Below are 19,147 nucleotides of genomic sequence, written 5' to 3'. Positions count from 1 at the left end.
TTAGAATTAAAAAGGAATAACACAATGCAAAACAAAGGCATCAAGAAAATCGTTCTGGCGTACTCCGGCGGTCTGGATACTTCGGCCATCATTCCATGGCTGAAAGAGAACTACGGTGGCTGTGAAGTGGTAGCCTTCGTGGCGGACATCGGCCAGGAGCGCGGCGATCTGGAAGGTGTTGAGCAGAAAGCTCTGCAATCCGGTGCCTCTGAGTGTCATGTTGTCGATCTGCGTGAAGAGTTTATCCGCGACTACGTTTATCCGGTGCTGCAGACCGGCGCACTGTACGAAGGCAGCTACCTGCTGGGGACTTCAATGGCGCGTCCGATCATTGCCAAGGCTCAGGTTGAGCTGGCGCTGAAAGTGGGTGCCGATGCGCTGTGCCACGGGGCTACCGGTAAAGGCAACGATCAGGTGCGTTTCGAAACCACCTATACCGCATTGGCTCCGCACCTGAAGGTGGTCGCGCCTTGGCGTGAGTGGAATCTGCGTTCCCGTGAGGCACTGCTGGATTACCTGAAAGAGCGTAATATCCCAACCACCGCTTCGCTGGAGAAGATCTACAGCCGTGACGAAAACGCCTGGCACATCTCTACCGAAGGCGGCGTGTTGGAAAGCCCGTGGAATGCGCCAAACAAAGATTGCTGGGTTTGGACTGTCGATCCGTTGGAAGCACCGGACAAGCCAGAACAAGTAACCGTCACCGTAGAGAAAGGCTGCGTTGTTGCCGTTAATGGTGAAGCGATGAGCCCGTATAAGTGTCTGGAAACCCTGAACGTGCTGGGTGCCAAACACGGAGTGGGTCGTATCGATATCGTAGAAAACCGCTTGGTAGGGATCAAATCCCGTGGTTGCTATGAAACCCCGGGGGGCACGATTATGGTTGCCGCGCTGCGTGGGGTCGAGCAGTTGGTACTGGATCGTGATAGCTTTAAGTGGCGTGAGCAGTTGGGCCTGGAAATGTCCTACGTGGTCTACGATGGCCGCTGGTTTGCTCCGCTGCGTCGTTCCATTCAGGCTTCCGCACAAGCGCTGGCGGAAGAAGTTAACGGCGAAGTGGTGCTGCAATTGTATAAAGGCCAGGTGACCGCGATCCAGAAGAAATCGGCCAACAGCCTGTACTCAGAAGAATTTGCGACCTTTGGCGAAGACGAAGTTTACGATCACAGCCATGCGGGTGGCTTTATCCGTCTGTTCTCGCTCTCTTCCCGTATCCGCGCGTTGAACGAGAAGAAAAAGTAACGTCGTTGGTTTAGCGTCAATTTGAGGGGCGCAGCATGCTGCGCCCTTTCGCATACTTATTCAGGAGCAAGATTATGGCACTTTGGGGCGGACGGTTTAGTCAGGCAGCGGATCAGCGGTTCAAACAGTTAAATGATTCCCTGCGCTTCGACTATCGCCTGGCGGAACAGGATATTGTGGGCTCCGTCGCCTGGTCAAAAGCGCTGGTGACCGTCAACGTACTGACGTCAGCAGAGCAACAGCAGCTTGAGCAGGCACTGAACGTGCTGCTGGAAGAAGTGCAGGCCGATCCTCTGGCGATCGTTAACAGCGACGCAGAAGATATTCACAGCTGGGTTGAGCAAAAGCTGATCGATAAAGTCGGCGATCTGGGCAAAAAGCTGCATACCGGCCGCAGCCGTAACGATCAGGTGGCCACCGATCTGAAACTGTGGTGCAAACATCAGGTTAGTGAACTGCATCAGGCGTTGGTACAGCTGCAACAGGCGCTGGTAGAAACCGCCGAAGCCAATCAGGATGCGGTGATGCCGGGTTATACCCACCTGCAGCGCGCCCAGCCGGTAACTTTTGCCCACTGGTGCCTCGCTTACGTTGAGATGCTGGCGCGTGATGAAAGCCGCCTGCAGGATACGTTGAAACGCCTGGACGTCAGCCCGCTGGGTAGCGGTGCCTTGGCCGGAACCGCTTATCCGATCGACCGTGAACAACTGGCTGGCTGGTTGGGCTTTGCCTCTGCCACGCGCAACAGCCTGGACAGCGTCTCCGATCGTGACCACGTGCTGGAGCTGCTGTCCAATGCTGCCATCAGCATGGTTCACCTGTCGCGCTTTGCCGAAGACCTGATCTTCTTCAACAGCGGCGAAGCGGCGTTTGTCGAGCTTTCGGATCGCGTGACCTCAGGCTCATCCCTGATGCCACAGAAGAAAAACCCCGACGCGTTAGAGCTGATCCGTGGCAAGTCTGGGCGTGTGCAAGGGGCTTTGACCGGCATGATGATGACGTTGAAAGGCCTGCCGTTGGCCTACAACAAAGACATGCAGGAAGACAAAGAAGGGCTGTTCGACGCGCTCGACACCTGGATGGACTGCCTGCAGATGGCGGTATTGGTGCTGGACGGCATTCAGGTGAAGCGCCCACGTTGCCAGGAAGCGGCACAGCAAGGCTATGCTAACGCCACCGAACTGGCCGACTATCTGGTTGCCAAAGGCGTGCCGTTCCGCGAAGCGCACCACATTGTGGGTGAAGCGGTAGTGGAAGCGATCCGCCAGGGCAAGCCGTTGGAAGACCTGCCGCTGAGCGATTTGCAGAAATTCAACAGCGTGATTGGTGACGACGTTTATCCGATCCTGTCGCTGCAATCTTGCCTGGATAAGCGCGCGGCCAAGGGCGGTGTCTCTCCTCAGCAGGTTGCCTATGCGATCGCCGAGGCGAAAAAACGTCTGTTCTAAGCTATACCTGAGGGCAGCGCAATGCTGCCCTTATCCTGCCAACCGGGCGCACAAATAACGGTTAAGGCTGACGCCTTCATCCATAGCATTAATCGCCAGGCGGCGATGCTGTTCCGGGGTCATCCGCAGTACCAGTTTCCCGCTGAAATTTTTCTCTGCCAGTGCCTCTGGCGGCGTTTCGCCCTGGGCGAGCATATCGGCAATCACATCGCGGACCAGTTTTTCAATGCCGTCCAGCGCTGCGGTGCGGGTAGGTGCCAACCATGACAGAGAAGGAAACTCCGTACAGAGGCCGACATACTCGCTATCCTCCGCTGACCAGGTGATGCGATAAGTGTAGTGCTCATGTTTTTCCATGTTCTTCCTCCAATATCTACACCACGCATAATAGTATCAATAGTAGTATCACATCAATATTGCAGAACATGAAAATGGCCAAGATTCTCTTTTCAGCAAGCAGAGAAACCGAACATTACGTGCAGTGACGGCCCCTCTCCTAAAGGGAGAGGGGCCCGAAGGTGCCACAAAGTGACTTCCGTGCCTGACTTCGGCGCCATACAGCACCCTCTCCTTTTTGGGGAGAGGGTTGGGGTGAGGGGAGATTGGTGGATTTAACTGTAACGCAATAGCGAAAGGTTTATTCGCCAGGGCAACGCTGGCAGCGTTCCGCCTCAGACTCACCCAGCTTCAGCTTGGCTTGCAGATCGCGTAGCGCGGTACGCAGCCCTTCTTCGATCACCGGGTGATAGAACGGCATATCCAGCATTTGGTCGATGGTCATCTGTTGCTGATGTGCCCAAGCCAACAAATGGGCGATATGCTCCACGTCCGGCCCCATCATCTCAGCACCCAGGAAGCGACCTGTGCCTTGCTCGCCATAAACGTGCAAGATGCCTTTATTGCGTAGCATCACCCGGGAACGGCCCTGGTTTTCGAACGACACGGCACCCACTTCAAAGCAGCCACAGGCACTGAATTTCTGGTTCAACTCACGGAAGGTTGAGCCGACCATGGCGATTTGCGGGTCTGAGAACACCACGGAAATCGAGCTGCGGCGCAGGCCTGGCGTTACTTCTGGGAAGCTGCCCGCGTTGTGCCCGGCAATACGAGCCTGATCGCTGGCTTCGTGCAGCAGTGGCAATTGGTTGCTGGCATCACCGGCGATGAAAATATGCGGCACGCTGGTTTGCATGGTTAAGCGATCGGCCTGTGGCACGCCTTTGGCATCCAGCACCAGAGTGGTATTTTCCAATCCCAGTTTGTCGACGTTCGGCCGGCGGCCGGTGGCGGCCAACACGTAATCCACCATCATTTCCTGCGTTTGGCCGTGCAGATCCTGGTAGCGGATAAACACTTTGTCGCCTTCGCGCTGCATGATGTCTACTTTGACATCCGGGTCGAGATAGAACTCTTCACCCAGCGTTTTAGCGGCATATTCCCGCACTACGCTGTCGGTCAGCGGGCCAACCGCGCCGCCAACGCCGAACACTTTGGTGGCAACGCCAAGGCGATGCAGCGCCTGTCCCAGTTCCAATCCGATCACCCCTGGGCCAAATACCGCGACGGACTGCGGCAAATCATCCCAGTTAAACACATCGTCATTGACGATCAGGCGGTCGCCCAGATCGTTCCACGGTGCAGGCCAGCTAGGGCGGGAACCGGTGGCGATCACGATACGTTGCGCGACGATGCGCGTATGTTCGTCAACCTGCAAAGTGTTGTCGTCAATGAAGCGGGCATAGCCCTGAATTTTGTCTGCGGCAGGGATGCTATCGACCCCTTCCAGTACAAAACCGACGAAGCGATCGCGTTCGCGTTTGACGCGAGCCATCACTTCACGGCCATTGATGGTGGCTTTTCCCGCCGGGTGGACGCCAAAGCCAGGAGCCCGTTCGATCTGATGCACCGCTTCTGCCGCAGCGATCAGTAATTTGGAAGGCATACAGCCAACGCGGGCACAGGTGGTGCCAAAAGGTCCGCCCTCAATCATCACCACGTTGGGGGTAGAAAGTTTTGCTGCGCGGTAAGCGCCTAGTCCGGCAGTGCCGCCGCCAATAACCGCGACGTCGACATTCAACAGTTTCATATCCGCTCCTGAAGGGTATAAAAAAGGGCGGGTCAGCACCCGCCAAAAGTTACATTAGTGCTATTCCGTTGGTTTACAGGCGACAGATTGTTGAACCGTGCCTGAGGCCCATCGGGTTTATTTTTATCATTCAGGCTGACAGGAAGTTTTCCAGATCGTCGCTACCACCGATGTGGCGACCACCGATAAACACCTGTGGCACGGTAGCGCGGCCGCTGACAGCGCGCAGGCTGACCGTGGTCGCGTCTTGGCCCAACACGATTTCTTCATATTGGATCCCGCGCTCTTGCAGCATTTGTTTGGCTTTGGCGCAGAACGGGCAGCCCGGTTTGGTGAACAGGGAAACCGATTCCTGCACTTGGAATTCCGGTGCCAGGTATTTCAACATGGTGTCGGCGTCAGAAACTTCAAACGGGTCGCCCGGCTTGTTTGGCTCGACGAACATTTTTTCTACCACGCCGTTACGCACCAGCATGGAGTAGCGCCATGAACGTGGGCCAAAGCCCAGATCGGCTTTCTCAACCAGCATGTTCATGCCCTTGGTGAATTCACCGTTGCCGTCCGGCACGAAGGTAATATTTTCGGCGTGTTGATCGGCTTTCCAGGCGTTCATCACAAAAGTATCGTTCACCGAGACGCACAGGATGCTGTCAACGCCATGCTGCTTGAACACGCTGGACAGTTCGTTATAGCGCGGCAAATGGCTTGATGAGCAGGTTGGGGTGAACGCGCCTGGCAGGGAGAACAGGATCACGGTTTTGTCTTTGAACAGGTCATCCGTGGTGACATCGATCCATTGGTCGCCCTGGCGAGTATGGAAGGTAACCTGAGGGACTTTTTTGCCTTCTTGACTGGTAAACATGAATTAACCCCTTAATTAGAAAAATGAATTTTTTATGTTGGCGCCGTTGCGCTTCGTTGGGGGACATTATTCACTGCGGGGCTTGATAGTTCTAATCACTCGTTGCTATCTTATCTATCGCCATGAGCTATCATGGCCAGGAGGGAAACAACAATGAATATTCGTGATTTAGAGTATCTGGTCGCCTTGGCCGAGCACCGCCACTTCCGGCGCGCTGCCGACTCATGCCATGTCAGCCAACCAACATTGAGTGGCCAGATCCGCAAGCTGGAAGACGAGTTGGGCGTGATGCTGCTTGAGCGGACCAGCCGTAAGGTGCTTTTCACACAGGCTGGCTTACTGCTGGTGGAACAGGCGCGCACCGTGCTACGCGAAGTCAAAGTCTTGAAGGAAATGGCCAGCCAGCAAGGGGAAGCGATGTCCGGGCCGTTGCATATCGGCCTGATCCCTACCGTGGGGCCTTATCTGCTGCCGCAGATTATCCCGACGCTGCATAAATCCTTTCCCAAGTTGGAAATGTACCTGCATGAAGCACAAACCCATCAACTGCTGGCACAGCTGGACAGCGGCAAGTTGGACTGCGCTATTCTTGCCTTGGTGAAAGAGACCGAAGCCTTTATCGAAGTGCCTTTGTTCGATGAGCCGATGCAGTTAGCAGTCTATTCCGACCATCCGTGGGCGCAGCGCGAACGCGTGGCGATGGCCGATTTGGCGGGTGAAAAACTGCTGATGCTGGAAGATGGCCACTGTTTACGCGATCAGGCGCTGGGCTTTTGCTTCCAGGCCGGTGCGGATGAGGATACCCACTTCCGCGCGACCAGTCTGGAAACGCTGCGTAATATGGTTGCCGCAGGCAGTGGGATAACGCTGTTACCCGCCTTGGCAGTACCGCGTGAGCGCGAGCGTGATGGCGTCTGCTATCTGGAGTGCTACAAACCGGAACCGAAGCGCACCATTGCTCTGGTGTATCGCCCCGGCTCCCCACTGCGTAGCCGCTATGAGCAGCTGGCCGAGGCTATTCGCGAACACATGCAGAACTACCTGGACGCGGGCCTAAAAAAGGCGGTTTAAACCGTTTAGCGCGGCCACGCGGTAGGCTTCGGCCATGGTCGGATAGTTGAAGGTGGTATTGACGAAATACTCGATGGTATTACCTTCACCTTTTTGTTCCATGATCGCCTGACCGATGTGAATGATCTCTGCCGCACGCTCACCAAAGCAGTGGATCCCCAGGATCTGCAAGGTATCGCGGTGGAACAGGATCTTCAGGCTACCCACGTTCATACCGGCAATCTGCGCCCGGGCCAGGTGTTTGAACTGGGCACGGCCCACTTCATAGGGCACCTTCATCGCCGTCAGTTCCTGCTCGGTTTTACCGACGGAGCTGATTTCCGGAATGGTATAAATGCCCGTTGGAATGTCTTCGATCAGATGCCCGCTGGCTTCCCCAGAGGAGATGGCCTGAGCGGCGATGCGGCCCTGGTCATAAGCGGCAGATGCCAGACTCGGATAGCCGATCACGTCACCTACGGCATAAATGTGGGATACAGCGGTCTGATACATGCTGTTGACCTTTAGCAGGCCACGGCTGTCTGATTCCAGACCCACGTTCTCCAGGCCAAGCGCATCGGTGTTACCGGTACGGCCATTGGCATACAGCAGGCAATCGGCCTTCACTTTCTTGCCGGATTTCAGGTGCACAATCACGCCGTCATCGGTACCCTCGATCTTCTCGAACTCTTCATTGTGGCGGATCACCACGCCGTTATTCCAGAAGTGATAAGACAGGGAATCTGACATCTCCTGATCGAGGAACGCCAGCAATCGATCGCGGGTGTTGATCAGGTCCACCTTCACGTTCAAACCACGGAAGATAGAAGCATATTCGCAGCCAATCACCCCAGCGCCGTAGATAATCACGTGGCGTGGCTCGTGGTTCAGCTCCAGGATGGAGTCGCTGTCATAAATACGCGAGTGGTTAAAATCAACGCCGTTCGGATGATAAGGGCGTGAACCACAGGCGATCACAATATGGTCGGCGCGGATGGTATCCTGCGTGCCATCCATATAGCTTACGCTGACGGTGTTGGCGTCGATAAACTTGGCGTTACCGGCGAACAGCTTGCACTGGTTACGCTCGTAGAACCCTTGGCGCATGCGCGTTTGCTGGTTAATCACGCTGTCGGCGTGGCGTAAAATGTCAGGGAAGGTGGCGCTAAGGGTGCGGGAGTTATTGTAAAGCGGGTTCTGATTGAATTCGATAATGCGGCTGACGGCGTGGCGGAGGGCTTTTGAGGGGATGGTTCCCCAGTGAGTACAACCGCCGCCCACGTTATTGTACCGTTCGATCACGGCCACGCGGGCACCTTGTTTCACCAGACCCATGGCTGCGCCTTCACCACCAGGGCCGGAGCCGATGATAATGGCATCAAATTGATAGTGTTGTTGCATGTAGGAGAGACCTGTTCTTATACAAATTTACAACGGTATCTTAACATCATAGCGCTGCGTGCCCAATTACCATTAGCCTTTTTGTGGCAAAGCACAATCGGTGTGGCCCAGAACTGTGACAAAGCGCGTTTGTATAAATGCTGTTGCAATAAATTTGCTATATTGCCAGTTCTGCGGCGTTAGACTGAAGAAGGGAAGTCATCCGGATATGCAAATGGGCGTCAGAGCACAACAAAAAGAACGCACTCGTCGTTCCCTCATTGAGGCGGCTTTCAGCCAGCTGAGTGCCGAGCGCAGTTTTGCCAGCCTGAGCCTGCGTGAAGTCTCACGAGAGGCGGGCATCGCGCCCACGTCTTTCTATCGCCATTTTCGCGATGTGGATGAGCTTGGGCTCACCATGGTTGACGAAAGCGGCCTGATGCTGCGCCAATTGATGCGCCAGGCACGCCAGCGTATTGCCAAAGGCGGCAGCGTGATCCGCACGTCGGTATCGACCTTTATGGAGTTTATCGGCAATAATCCCAACGCCTTTCGGCTGTTGCTGCGTGAACGTTCCGGCACCTCGGCCGCGTTTCGTGCGGCGGTAGCACGGGAAATCCAACATTTTATTGCCGAACTGGCAGATTACCTTGAGCTGGAAAACCATATGCCGCGCAGCTTTACCGAGGCGCAGGCGGAAGCTATGGTGACGATCGTGTTCAGTGCCGGGGCGGAAGCGCTGGATATTGATATTGAACAACGGCGGCAGCTCGAAGAAAGGTTAGTGTTGCAACTGCGGATGATTTCCAAAGGAGCCTATTACTGGTATCGCCGCGAACAAGAAAAAGCATCTGTATCCCACGTATAACAAGGTGAAAGTCATGGAAAAACTAAGCCGTGAGAATGGTACTTTACTGCTGGCGTTGATTGCTGGCCTGTCCGTAAACGGTTCCTTTGCCGCGCTGTTCAGCTCGGTGGTGTCGTTTTCAGCCTTCCCGTTGATTGCTTTGGTGCTGGCGGTATATTGCCTGCATCAGCGTTACCTGAACCAGCCAATGCCGGATGGTATGCCAAAACTGGCGGCCGGCTGTTTCCTGTTGGGCGTCCTGGGATATAGCGCGATCGTGCGTGCGGAATATCCGCAGATCGGCTCGAACTTCCTGCCTTCGATTGTTTGCGTAGTGCTGGTGTTCTGGCTTGGTTTCCAGTTAAGGAAACGCAATACCGTCGCCGTCCAGCATTAATAATGGTTTCATCGAGAAAAGGCACTTTGCGGAGTGCCTTTTTTTGTTTTTGCGCCCGTCTAGATCAGCGGCGTTCGAGCAATACGCCACATTCCATATGATGGGTGTATGGGAACTGATCGAATAGAGCCAGGCGAGTGATTTTGTGCGTGGCCTGCAGCGTATCCAGATTGGCGCACAGGGTCTCCGGGTTGCAGGAGATGTAAAGGATGCGTGGATAGGTCTGCACCATTTTCACCGTTTCCTCATCCAGCCCGCTGCGCGGCGGATCGACGAAAATCGTCTCACAGTTATAGCTGCTCAGATCGATCCCTTTTAACCGGTTGAACTCGCGAGCGCCGTTCATTGCCTGAGTGAAATCTTCCGCCGCCATGCGGATAATCTGCACGTTGTCGATATTATTGGCCGCGATGTTGTACTGCGCCGCCGCCACCGAAGGCTTGGCTATTTCAGTGGCTAACACCCGCTCGAAGTTGCGGGCCAGGGCCAGCGAGAAGTTGCCGTTACCGCAATACAGCTCCAGCAGATCCCCTTTTGCACCTTGGGTCACATTCAGCGCCCATTCCAGCATTTGCACGCTCATGGCTGCGTTGGGCTGGGTGAAGCTGTTTTCGACCTGGCGATAAATCATTTCGCGGCCAGCGACCGGCAGCACTTCGTCGACGTAGTCCTGATCCAACATGATTTTCATCTTCGAGGCGCGGCCAATCAGCTGCACATCGAAGCCGTCTGCGCGTAATGCGTCACGCAGCACAGTGGCATCTTGCTGCCATTGTTCGTCCAGCTTGCGGTGATACAGCAGCGAGGCAATGATTTTACCGCTCTGCGTAGAAAGATAATCGATCTGGAACAGCTTGTGGCGCAGCACCGGGTTGGGCTTGAGGGCCACCATCAGGGCGCTCATCAGGCGGTTAATCAGCTCGCTGGCCGCCGGGAAGCTATCGACACGGATACGCTGCTTGGTCTGCTGATCGAACATGATGTGGTACATATCGTCCTCATCATGCCAGATGCGGAATTCCGCACGCATCCGGTAGTGGCTGACTGGCGAGCGAAACACTTCCGGCTCGGGTGCCGTAAACGGTGACATCATGGTCTTCAGGCGGGCTGTTTTCTCCGCCAGTTGGTCGTCATAGCGTTCAATGGGCAAATTCTCGGGCGTCATGGTTTCTCTCGTCAGGCAAATTGGATCAGCGGGGATTGTAGGGAATCAGCCCGTGAAGTCCAGTTTTGTTGTGGTGCTATTTTGCAACACTGTTGGCAATCTAGACATCCATTTTCATTGATTGTAGCATTGCCATCCGGTCTCAAGCAGCGAGTGAAAAGGGAATCCAGTGCAAATCTGGAGCTGACGCGCAGCGGTATGGGGAAGTCACGGCGATAGCGTTAAATGACGCAGACACTGTCCACTGCAGGATGGGAAGTCATCGCCCGGTGCGGGTTGCCACAGGCAACCGGCAAATCCCAAGCCCGAAAACCTACCGGTGTACGTCGCAATATCCATAGCCGTCGCGAACTACCGGCCGTGGCCCTGCGGCATCCCCAATGAAGTTTGGATGCTTTTTATAATGACAATGATAAAAAATACACTGCTGGCGGTGGTCTCCTCCGTGACGGCATTTTCTGGATGGGCGCAAGATAACACCACGGCTAAAAGTAGCGATGACCTGGTGGTTACCGCCAACCGCTTCCCTCAACCGGTCTCTTCCGTATTGGCGCCTGCCGATGTGGTGACCCGCGAAGATATCGATCGCTGGCAGGCCAAAAGCCTCAATGATGTGATGCGCCGTTTGCCCGGTGTCGATATTTCACAGTACGGCGGTATGGGGCAGGGATCATCTCTCTCGGTACGCGGCACTGAAGCTCGTCATGTATTGGTACTGATCGACGGCGTGCCAATGGCCCGTCTGGGGATTAGCAACGGCGTTGATTTTAACCAGGTTCCGTTGGCGCTGGTTCAGCGTGTGGAGTTTATCCGTGGACCGCGCTCGGCCATTTATGGTTCTGGTGCCATCGGTGGGGTCATCAACATCATTACCCAGACGGATAAAGAGGGCGGTAAAGTCCAGGCGGGTATCGGTTCTAAAGGATACCAGCAGTACGATGGTGCCTTGCGCCAGCGTTTTGATAACACGGTTGCTACCGTTGCGGGTAGCTACCAGATGACCAATGGCTTCAATGTGAAGCCGGGCTCGCCTTATTCGGTCGACAGCGATCGTGATGGTTTCCGTAATAAAAGCTTCTGGGGTGGGTTGGAGCAGCAGTTCAATCAGAATTTCTCAGGTTTCGTGCGGGGTTATGGTTATACCAATAACTCGGACTACGATGTCGGCAGTGTACCTTACAGCCCGAAGTACAGTAATGATGAAGACCGCCTGTATAGCCACACCTATGATATGGGGCTGCGTTTCCTGTCTGGGGCTTTCTCTTCTCAACTGACGGGCAGCTATCAGAAACAGAAAGATTACAACTACAGCAGCCAGAATGGCCGTTATGGCATCAGCACTACGCTGGATGATATGGATCAGCGTAACCTGCAATGGGGCAATACCTATGCTTTCGAGCACGGTAGCGTTACCGCCGGTGCCGATTTCCAGCAACAGCGCCTGACTTCTTCCGACAATTCCTTTGCCGATACCTATAAAAGAGACAACACGGGGCTGTACCTGAGCGGTCAACAGCAGTTTGGCAGCGTGACTCTGGAAGCCTCTGGGCGTGAAGACAAGGCAGGTGACTTTGGTTGGCACGGCACTTGGCAGACCGCGGCAGGTTGGGAGTTTGTTGATGGCTATCGAGCCACTTTGTCTTATGGTACGGGTTTCCTGACGCCGTCATTGGGTCAGCAATATGGCTCAAAACGCTTTGGCATTGATTCCAACAGTAACCTCAAGCCGGAAGAGTCCAAACAGTGGGAAATGGGTCTGGAAGGTTTGACCGGGCCGTTGGATTGGCGTCTGTCTGCTTACCATTACAAAATTCAGAACCTGATCAATTATGATTCTGACCCCGTGACCTATCAGGGGCAGTATTACAATGTGGATAAGGCAACGATTAAAGGCGTGGAATGGACGGGTAGCTTTGATACCTGGATGTTCACCCACCGATTGACGCTGCAATATATCGATCCGCGTAATGACCAGACCGATGAGGTGTTGGCGCGCCGTTCGAAACGTCAGGCCAAATATCAGTTGGATTGGACGATGTTCAACCTGGACATGGATATCTCGTATCAATACTACGGTAAGCGTTACGACAATATCTCTTCTACTTATAACCCTGAGCAGCGCGTATTGCCGAGTTACAGCACGGTCGACGTGAGCGCCTCATATCCAATAACCTCTCAGCTGACAGTTCGTGGTAGAATTGCCAACCTGTTTGATAAAGATTATGAGACGGCTTATGGCTATGCTACCCCAGGAAGAGAGTACTACCTCACTGGCAGCTATACCTTCTAACGCCACTGCGGCTCCTCGCCCGACGGCGCTGGTTTTTGATTCCGGCGTCGGCGGGTTATCAGTGTTTCAGGAGGTTCGGCAACTGCTGCCGGATCTCCACTATATCTATGCCTTCGATAACGTAGCATTCCCCTACGGCGAGAAATCCGAAGAGTTTATCGTTGAGCGCGTGCTGGAAATTGTCAGTGCGGTTCAGCAGCGCCATCCTCTGGCGATCGTCATCATCGCCTGTAATACCGCCAGTACCGTTTCCTTACCCGCACTGCGTGAACGTTTTGCTTTCCCGGTAGTGGGGGTGGTGCCTGCGATCAAGCCTGCTGCCAAACTGACCGCCAACGGTATCGTCGGTTTGCTGGCCACGCGCGGTACGGTTCAGCGTACTTATACTCATGAACTGATCGAGCGTTTCGCGACAGATTGCAAAATTGAGCTGTTAGGCTCTTCTGAGCTGGTGGAACTGGCAGAAGCCAAGCTGCATGGTGAACCTGTGCCGCTGGTAACGCTGAAGAAAATATTGCAGCCGTGGCTGAGCATGCGCGAGCCTCCGGACACGGTAGTGTTGGGGTGTACTCACTTCCCTCTATTATCTGAAGAGCTGATGCAAGTCCTGCCTGAAGGAACGCGTTTGGTGGATTCTGGTGCGGCAATTGCTCGCAGAGCCGCCTGGCTTATCTCTAATCAGGAAAATCTGGTCTCAACTCAGGAAGAGAATCTGGCGTATTGCATGGCGCTGAATGAAGACACTGATGCTTTATTGCCCGTTTTGCAGGGTTATGGCTTTAAATCGTTGAAAAAACTGCCGCTTTAATAGGTTTTTGCTTAAACATTCGACGGTCAGAAAAAAAAGTGAATTTAGGGGTTGCGGCGTTCTGAGAACTCCCTATAATGCGCCTCCACTGACCGGGAACAACGAACTCTTTATAGCAAAGAATGTCGCCCAGCCAGGAAGAAGCAACCCGGTGAAAACACCGCGTCTCGTAAGAGAAAAAGGTTGACTCTTCAGCGGGAAAGCGTAATATGCACCTCCCGCGTTACCGAGAAACTTCCCGGTAACGAACGCTCTTTAACAATTTATCAGACAATCTGTGTGGGCACTCACAAGACGATATCCAGCTACTTCGGTAGCAAAAAAATATCAAGTCTTGAAGAGTGACCAAGCAGTAATTCATGCGAATGAATTATTACGAAAGTTAATTTTCGAGCATCGCTGCACGAGTTGCAGCAAATCAAGCTTTTAATTGAAGAGTTTGATCATGGCTCAGATTGAACGCTGGCGGCAGGCCTAACACATGCAAGTCGAGCGGTAGCACAAGGAGCTTGCTCCTGGGTGACGAGCGGCGGACGGGTGAGTAATGTCTGGGAAACTGCCCGATGGAGGGGGATAACTACTGGAAACGGTAGCTAATACCGCATAACGTCTTCGGACCAAAGTGGGGGACCTTCGGGCCTCACACCATCGGATGTGCCCAGATGGGATTAGCTAGTAGGTGAGGTAATGGCTCACCTAGGCGACGATCCCTAGCTGGTCTGAGAGGATGACCAGCCACACTGGAACTGAGACACGGTCCAGACTCCTACGGGAGGCAGCAGTGGGGAATATTGCACAATGGGCGCAAGCCTGATGCAGCCATGCCGCGTGTGTGAAGAAGGCCTTCGGGTTGTAAAGCACTTTCAGCGAGGAGGAAGGGTTCAGTGTTAATAGCACCGTTCATTGACGTTACTCGCAGAAGAAGCACCGGCTAACTCCGTGCCAGCAGCCGCGGTAATACGGAGGGTGCAAGCGTTAATCGGAATTACTGGGCGTAAAGCGCACGCAGGCGGTTTGTTAAGTCAGATGTGAAATCCCCGAGCTTAACTTGGGAACTGCATTTGAAACTGGCAAGCTAGAGTCTTGTAGAGGGGGGTAGAATTCCAGGTGTAGCGGTGAAATGCGTAGAGATCTGGAGGAATACCGGTGGCGAAGGCGGCCCCCTGGACAAAGACTGACGCTCAGGTGCGAAAGCGTGGGGAGCAAACAGGATTAGATACCCTGGTAGTCCACGCTGTAAACGATGTCGACTTGGAGGTTGTGCCCTTGAGGCGTGGCTTCCGGAGCTAACGCGTTAAGTCGACCGCCTGGGGAGTACGGCCGCAAGGTTAAAACTCAAATGAATTGACGGGGGCCCGCACAAGCGGTGGAGCATGTGGTTTAATTCGATGCAACGCGAAGAACCTTACCTACTCTTGACATCCACAGAACTTTCCAGAGATGGATTGGTGCCTTCGGGAACTGTGAGACAGGTGCTGCATGGCTGTCGTCAGCTCGTGTTGTGAAATGTTGGGTTAAGTCCCGCAACGAGCGCAACCCTTATCCTTTGTTGCCAGCGCGTAATGGCGGGAACTCAAAGGAGACTGCCGGTGATAAACCGGAGGAAGGTGGGGATGACGTCAAGTCATCATGGCCCTTACGAGTAGGGCTACACACGTGCTACAATGGCATATACAAAGAGAAGCGAACTCGCGAGAGCAAGCGGACCTCATAAAGTATGTCGTAGTCCGGATCGGAGTCTGCAACTCGACTCCGTGAAGTCGGAATCGCTAGTAATCGTAGATCAGAATGCTACGGTGAATACGTTCCCGGGCCTTGTACACACCGCCCGTCACACCATGGGAGTGGGTTGCAAAAGAAGTAGGTAGCTTAACCTTCGGGAGGGCGCTTACCACTTTGTGATTCATGACTGGGGTGAAGTCGTAACAAGGTAACCGTAGGGGAACCTGCGGTTGGATCACCTCCTTACCTAAAGATATGCAGTTGAGTGCAGTGTCCACACAGATTGTCTGATGAAAAAGTAACGAGCAGAAATACCTTTATAGGCTTGTAGCTCAGGTGGTTAGAGCGCACCCCTGATAAGGGTGAGGTCGGTGGTTCAAGTCCACTCAGGCCTACCAAATTCGCACTTATGCTGCGTTATGCGCGCGGTCGTTTACCCAAAAGTAAACTTCCCTTCCGCATGCCTTGCCTAAGCACGAATTAACAGGGTTTCCAACAGGAAAGACTGTTATTCACGCGAGTGGTAAATAAAGGTTTCTGCAAGTGACTGTATGGGGCTATAGCTCAGCTGGGAGAGCGCCTGCCTTGCACGCAGGAGGTCAGCGGTTCGATCCCGCTTAGCTCCACCATATCCATATGGTCCTTGATAATACTTCAGAGTGTACTGGCAACAGTATGCTGCGAAGTATTTTGCTCTTTAACAATCTGGAACAAGCTGAAAATTGAAACATGACAGCTGAAACTTATCCCTCCGTAGATGTATTGGGGTAAGGATTAACCTGTCATAGAGTCTCTCAAATAAACAGCACGACAGTGTCTCTGTTTACAGAAACACCTTCGGGTTGTGAGGTTAAGTGACTAAGCGTACACGGTGGATGCCTAGGCAGTCAGAGGCGATGAAGGGCGTGCTAATCTGCGAAAAGTGTCGGTAAGGTGATATGAACCGTTATAACCGGCAATACCCGAATGGGGAAACCCAGTGTGTTTCGACACACTATCGTATGGTGAATACATAGCCATACGAGGCGAACCGGGGGAACTGAAACATCTAAGTACCCCGAGGAAAAGAAATCAACCGAGATTCCCCTAGTAGCGGCGAGCGAACGGGGAACAGCCCAGAACCTGAATCAGTTCTTGTGTTAGTGGAAGCGTCTGGAAAGTCGCGCAGCAAAGGGTGATAGCCCCGTACACTAAAATGCATTAATTGTGAGTTCGATGAGTAGGGCGGGACACGTGACATCCTGTCTGAATATGGGGGGACCATCCTCCAAGGCTAAATACTCCTGACTGACCGATAGTGAACCAGTACCGTGAGGGAAAGGCGAAAAGAACCCCGGCGAGGGGAGTGAAATAGAACCTGAAACCGTGTACGTACAAGCAGTGGGAGCACCTTCGTGGTGTGACTGCGTACCTTTTGTATAATGGGTCAGCGACTTATATTTTGTAGCAAGGTTAACCGTATAGGGGAGCCGTAGGGAAACCGAGTCTTAACTGGGCGAATAGTTGCAAGGTATAGACCCGAAACCCGGTGATCTAGCCATGGGCAGGTTGAAGGTTGGGTAACACTAACTGGAGGACCGAACCGACTAATGTTGAAAAATTAGCGGATGACTTGTGGCTGGGGGTGAAAGGCCAATCAAACCGGGAGATAGCTGGTTCTCCCCGAAAGCTATTTAGGTAGCGCCTCGTGAACTCATCTTCGGGGGTAGAGCACTGTTTCGGCTAGGGGGCCATCCCGGCTTACCAAACCGATGCAAACTCCGAATACCGAAGAATGTTATCACGGGAGACACACGGCGGGTGCTAACGTCCGTCGTGAAGAGGGAAACAACCCAGACCGCCAGCTAAGGTCCCAAAGTCATGGTTAAGTGGGAAACGATGTGGGAAGGCATAGACAGCCAGGATGTTGGCTTAGAAGCAGCCATCATTTAAAGAAAGCGTAATAGCTCACTGGTCGAGTCGGCCTGCGCGGAAGATGTAACGGGGCTAAACCATGCACCGAAGCTGCGGCAGCGACGCTTAGGCGTTGTTGGGTAGGGGAGCGTTCTGTAAGCCGTTGAAGGTGAACTGTGAGGTTTGCTGGAGGTATCAGAAGTGCGAATGCTGACATAAGTAACGATAAAGCGGGTGAAAAACCCGCTCGCCGGAAGACCAAGGGTTCCTGTCCAACGTTAATCGGGGCAGGGTGAGTCGACCCCTAAGGCGAGGCCGAAAGGCGTAGTCGATGGGAAACAGGTTAATATTCCTGTACTCGGTGTTACTGCGAAGGGGGGACGGAGAAGGCTAGGCTAGCCGGGCGACGGTTGTCCCGGTTTAAGCGTGTAGGGGGGTGTTCCTGGTAAATCCGGAACGCTATCAACCCTGAGGCGTGATGACGATGCACTACGGTGCAGAAGTAGTTGATGCCCTGCTTCCAGGAAAAGCCTCTAAGCATCAGGTAACATCAAATCGTACCCCAAACCGACACAGGTGGTCAGGTAGAGAATACCAAGGCGCTTGAGAGAACTCGGGTGAAGGAACTAGGCAAAATGGTGCCGTAACTTCGGGAGAAGGCACGCTGGCGCGTAGGTGAAGAGACTTGCTCTCGGAGCTGAAGCCAGTCGCAGATACCAGCTGGCTGCAACTGTTTAATAAAAACACAGCACTGTGCAAACACGAAAGTGGACGTATACGGTGTGACGCCTGCCCGGTGCTGGAAGGTTAATTGATGGGGTCAGCCGCAAGGCGAAGCTCTTGATCGAAGCCCCAGTAAACGGCGGCCGTAACTATAACGGTCCTAAGGTAGCGAAATTCCTTGTCGGGTAAGTTCCGACCTGCACGAATGGCGTAATGATGGCCAGGCTGTCTCCACCCGAGACTCAGTGAAATTGAACTCGCTGTGAAGATGCAGTGTACCCGCGGCAAGACGGAAAGACCCCGTGAACCTTTACTATAGCTTGACACTGAACATTGAGCCTTGATGTGTAGGATAGGTGGGAGGCTTTGAAGTGTGGACGCCAGTCTGCATGGAGCCAACCTTGAAATACCACCCTTTAATGTTTGATGTTCTAACTCGGCCCCGTAATCCGGGGTGAGGACAGTGTCTGGTGGGTAGTTTGACTGGGGCGGTCTCCTCCCAAAGAGTAACGGAGGAGCACGAAGGTTAGCTAATCACGGTCGGACATCGTGAGGTTAGTGCAAAGGCATAAGCTAGCTTGACTGCGAGAGTGACGGCTCGAGCAGGTACGAAAGTAGGTCTTAGTGATCCGGTGGTTCTGAATGGAAGGGCCATCGCTCAACGGATAAAAGGTACTCCGGGGATAACAGGCTGATACCGCCCAAGAGTTCATATCGACGGCGGTGTTTGGCACCTCGATGTCGGCTCATCACATCCTGGGGCTGAAGTAGGTCCCAAGGGTATGGCTGTTCGCCATTTAAAGTGGTACGCGAGCTGGGTTTAGAACGTCGTGAGACAGTTCGGTCCCTATCTGCCGTGGGCGTTGGAAGATTGAGAGGGGTTGCTCCTAGTACGAGAGGACCGGAGTGAACGCACCACTGGTGTTCGGGTTGTCATGCCAATGGCACTGCCCGGTAGCTAAGTGCGGAAAAGATAAGCGCTGAAAGCATCTAAGCGCGAAACTTGCCTCGAGATGAGTCTTCCCTGGGCCTTTAAGGTCCCTGAAGGAACGTTTAAGACTAAGACGTTGATAGGCTGGGTGTGTAAGTGCAGCGATGCATTGAGCTAACCAGTACTAATGATCCGTGAGGCTTAACCTTACAACACCAAAGGTGTTTTGAAGAGATTGAAGTAGATTTTCAGCGAAGTTCCGAGATTGGTTTCGATGGCGACACGAAAGTGAAGCGGTTGGAA

12 protein-coding genes, 2 tRNA genes, 2 rRNA genes and 1 riboswitch are annotated in these 19,147 nt (G+C 53.7%); of the genes, 11 read left to right on the top strand and 5 right to left on the bottom strand.

Translation table 11 applies throughout. From position 1 onward, the window contains the following. Window positions 1–24: 24 nt before the first annotated feature. Window positions 25–1,242, top strand: a complete 1,218-nt coding sequence (locus WN53_RS06935) for an argininosuccinate synthase (protein ID WP_024482860.1) — start codon at window positions 25–27, stop codon at window positions 1,240–1,242. 74 nt (window positions 1,243–1,316) lie between these two features. After that, on the top strand, window positions 1,317–2,690 hold the full coding sequence (argH, locus tag WN53_RS06930; RefSeq protein ID WP_024482859.1) for an argininosuccinate lyase: 1,374 nt from the start codon (window positions 1,317–1,319) through the stop codon (window positions 2,688–2,690). Between the two features lie 30 nt (window positions 2,691–2,720). Here argH and WN53_RS06925 read toward each other — a convergent pair whose 3' ends face one another. The 3 genes from WN53_RS06925 to WN53_RS06915 form a co-directional block, all read right to left on the bottom strand. After that, window positions 2,721–3,047 (bottom strand): type II toxin-antitoxin system HicB family antitoxin, encoded by a 327-nt coding sequence (locus WN53_RS06925; protein WP_024482858.1) that lies wholly within the window; start codon window positions 3,045–3,047, stop codon window positions 2,721–2,723. A 280-nt stretch (window positions 3,048–3,327) separates the two neighbouring features. After that, a complete protein-coding gene (locus WN53_RS06920) occupies window positions 3,328–4,776 on the bottom strand; it encodes a dihydrolipoyl dehydrogenase (protein ID WP_024482857.1) in 1,449 nt (482 codons plus the stop codon). A 130-nt stretch (window positions 4,777–4,906) separates the two neighbouring features. Continuing rightward, window positions 4,907–5,638, bottom strand: a complete 732-nt coding sequence (locus WN53_RS06915; RefSeq protein ID WP_024482856.1) for a glutathione peroxidase — start codon at window positions 5,636–5,638, stop codon at window positions 4,907–4,909. Between the two features lie 153 nt (window positions 5,639–5,791). Here WN53_RS06915 and oxyR point away from each other — a divergent pair, with 153 nt between their 5' ends. After that, window positions 5,792–6,709, top strand: a complete 918-nt coding sequence (gene oxyR, locus WN53_RS06910) for a DNA-binding transcriptional regulator OxyR (RefSeq protein ID WP_024482855.1) — start codon at window positions 5,792–5,794, stop codon at window positions 6,707–6,709. Here the strand turns inward: oxyR and sthA are convergent. Beyond that, window positions 6,692–8,089 carry a Si-specific NAD(P)(+) transhydrogenase gene (sthA, locus tag WN53_RS06905; RefSeq protein ID WP_021807209.1) on the bottom strand — a complete coding sequence of 466 codons (1,398 nt, stop codon included), beginning with the start codon at window positions 8,087–8,089 and terminating at the stop codon, window positions 6,692–6,694. The genes oxyR and sthA overlap by 18 nt on opposite strands. 214 nt (window positions 8,090–8,303) lie before the next feature. On the opposite strand from sthA, the gene fabR reads away from it, so the two are divergent. Then, window positions 8,304–8,936 carry an HTH-type transcriptional repressor FabR gene (gene fabR, locus WN53_RS06900; protein ID WP_024482854.1) on the top strand — a complete coding sequence of 211 codons (633 nt, stop codon included), beginning with the start codon at window positions 8,304–8,306 and terminating at the stop codon, window positions 8,934–8,936. Between the two features lie 13 nt (window positions 8,937–8,949). After that, window positions 8,950–9,312, top strand: a complete 363-nt coding sequence (locus WN53_RS06895) for a YijD family membrane protein (RefSeq protein ID WP_024482853.1) — start codon at window positions 8,950–8,952, stop codon at window positions 9,310–9,312. 64 nt (window positions 9,313–9,376) lie between these two features. On the opposite strand, the gene trmA is transcribed toward WN53_RS06895, so the two are convergent. Continuing rightward, on the bottom strand, window positions 9,377–10,477 hold the full coding sequence (gene trmA, locus WN53_RS06890; protein ID WP_024482852.1) for a tRNA (uridine(54)-C5)-methyltransferase TrmA: 1,101 nt from the start codon (window positions 10,475–10,477) through the stop codon (window positions 9,377–9,379). Window positions 10,478–10,597: 120 nt separating this feature from the next. Then, a riboswitch (cobalamin riboswitch) is annotated at window positions 10,598–10,812 on the top strand. Between the two features lie 74 nt (window positions 10,813–10,886). Between trmA and btuB the strand changes: the two genes are divergently transcribed. From btuB to WN53_RS06860, 6 genes are all read left to right on the top strand, one after another. Beyond that, window positions 10,887–12,767 carry a TonB-dependent vitamin B12 receptor BtuB gene (gene btuB / locus WN53_RS06885; RefSeq protein ID WP_024482851.1) on the top strand — a complete coding sequence of 627 codons (1,881 nt, stop codon included), beginning with the start codon at window positions 10,887–10,889 and terminating at the stop codon, window positions 12,765–12,767. Beyond that, on the top strand, window positions 12,712–13,575 hold the full coding sequence (gene murI / locus WN53_RS06880) for a glutamate racemase (protein WP_024482850.1): 864 nt from the start codon (window positions 12,712–12,714) through the stop codon (window positions 13,573–13,575). The genes btuB and murI overlap by 56 nt, the downstream gene beginning before the upstream one ends. A gap of 427 nt (window positions 13,576–14,002) precedes the next feature. Continuing rightward, a 16S ribosomal RNA gene (locus WN53_RS06875) occupies window positions 14,003–15,543 on the top strand. Window positions 15,544–15,618: 75 nt separating this feature from the next. After that, window positions 15,619–15,695: transfer RNA gene (locus tag WN53_RS06870), tRNA-Ile, on the top strand. Window positions 15,696–15,850: 155 nt separating this feature from the next. Next, window positions 15,851–15,926 (top strand) — tRNA-Ala (locus WN53_RS06865). Between the two features lie 219 nt (window positions 15,927–16,145). Next, window positions 16,146–19,053: ribosomal RNA gene (locus WN53_RS06860) — 23S ribosomal RNA — on the top strand. Together the 16S and 23S rRNA genes with 2 tRNA genes alongside form the textbook arrangement of a ribosomal RNA operon. Window positions 19,054–19,147 lie beyond the last annotated feature (94 nt).

This window comes from Serratia fonticola, assembly GCF_001006005.1.
GTDB classification, from domain to species: Bacteria; Pseudomonadota; Gammaproteobacteria; order Enterobacterales; family Enterobacteriaceae; genus Chania; species Chania fonticola.
Note: the sequence above shows the minus strand (reverse complement) of the source record. Positions and strands in the feature narration are given on the sequence as shown.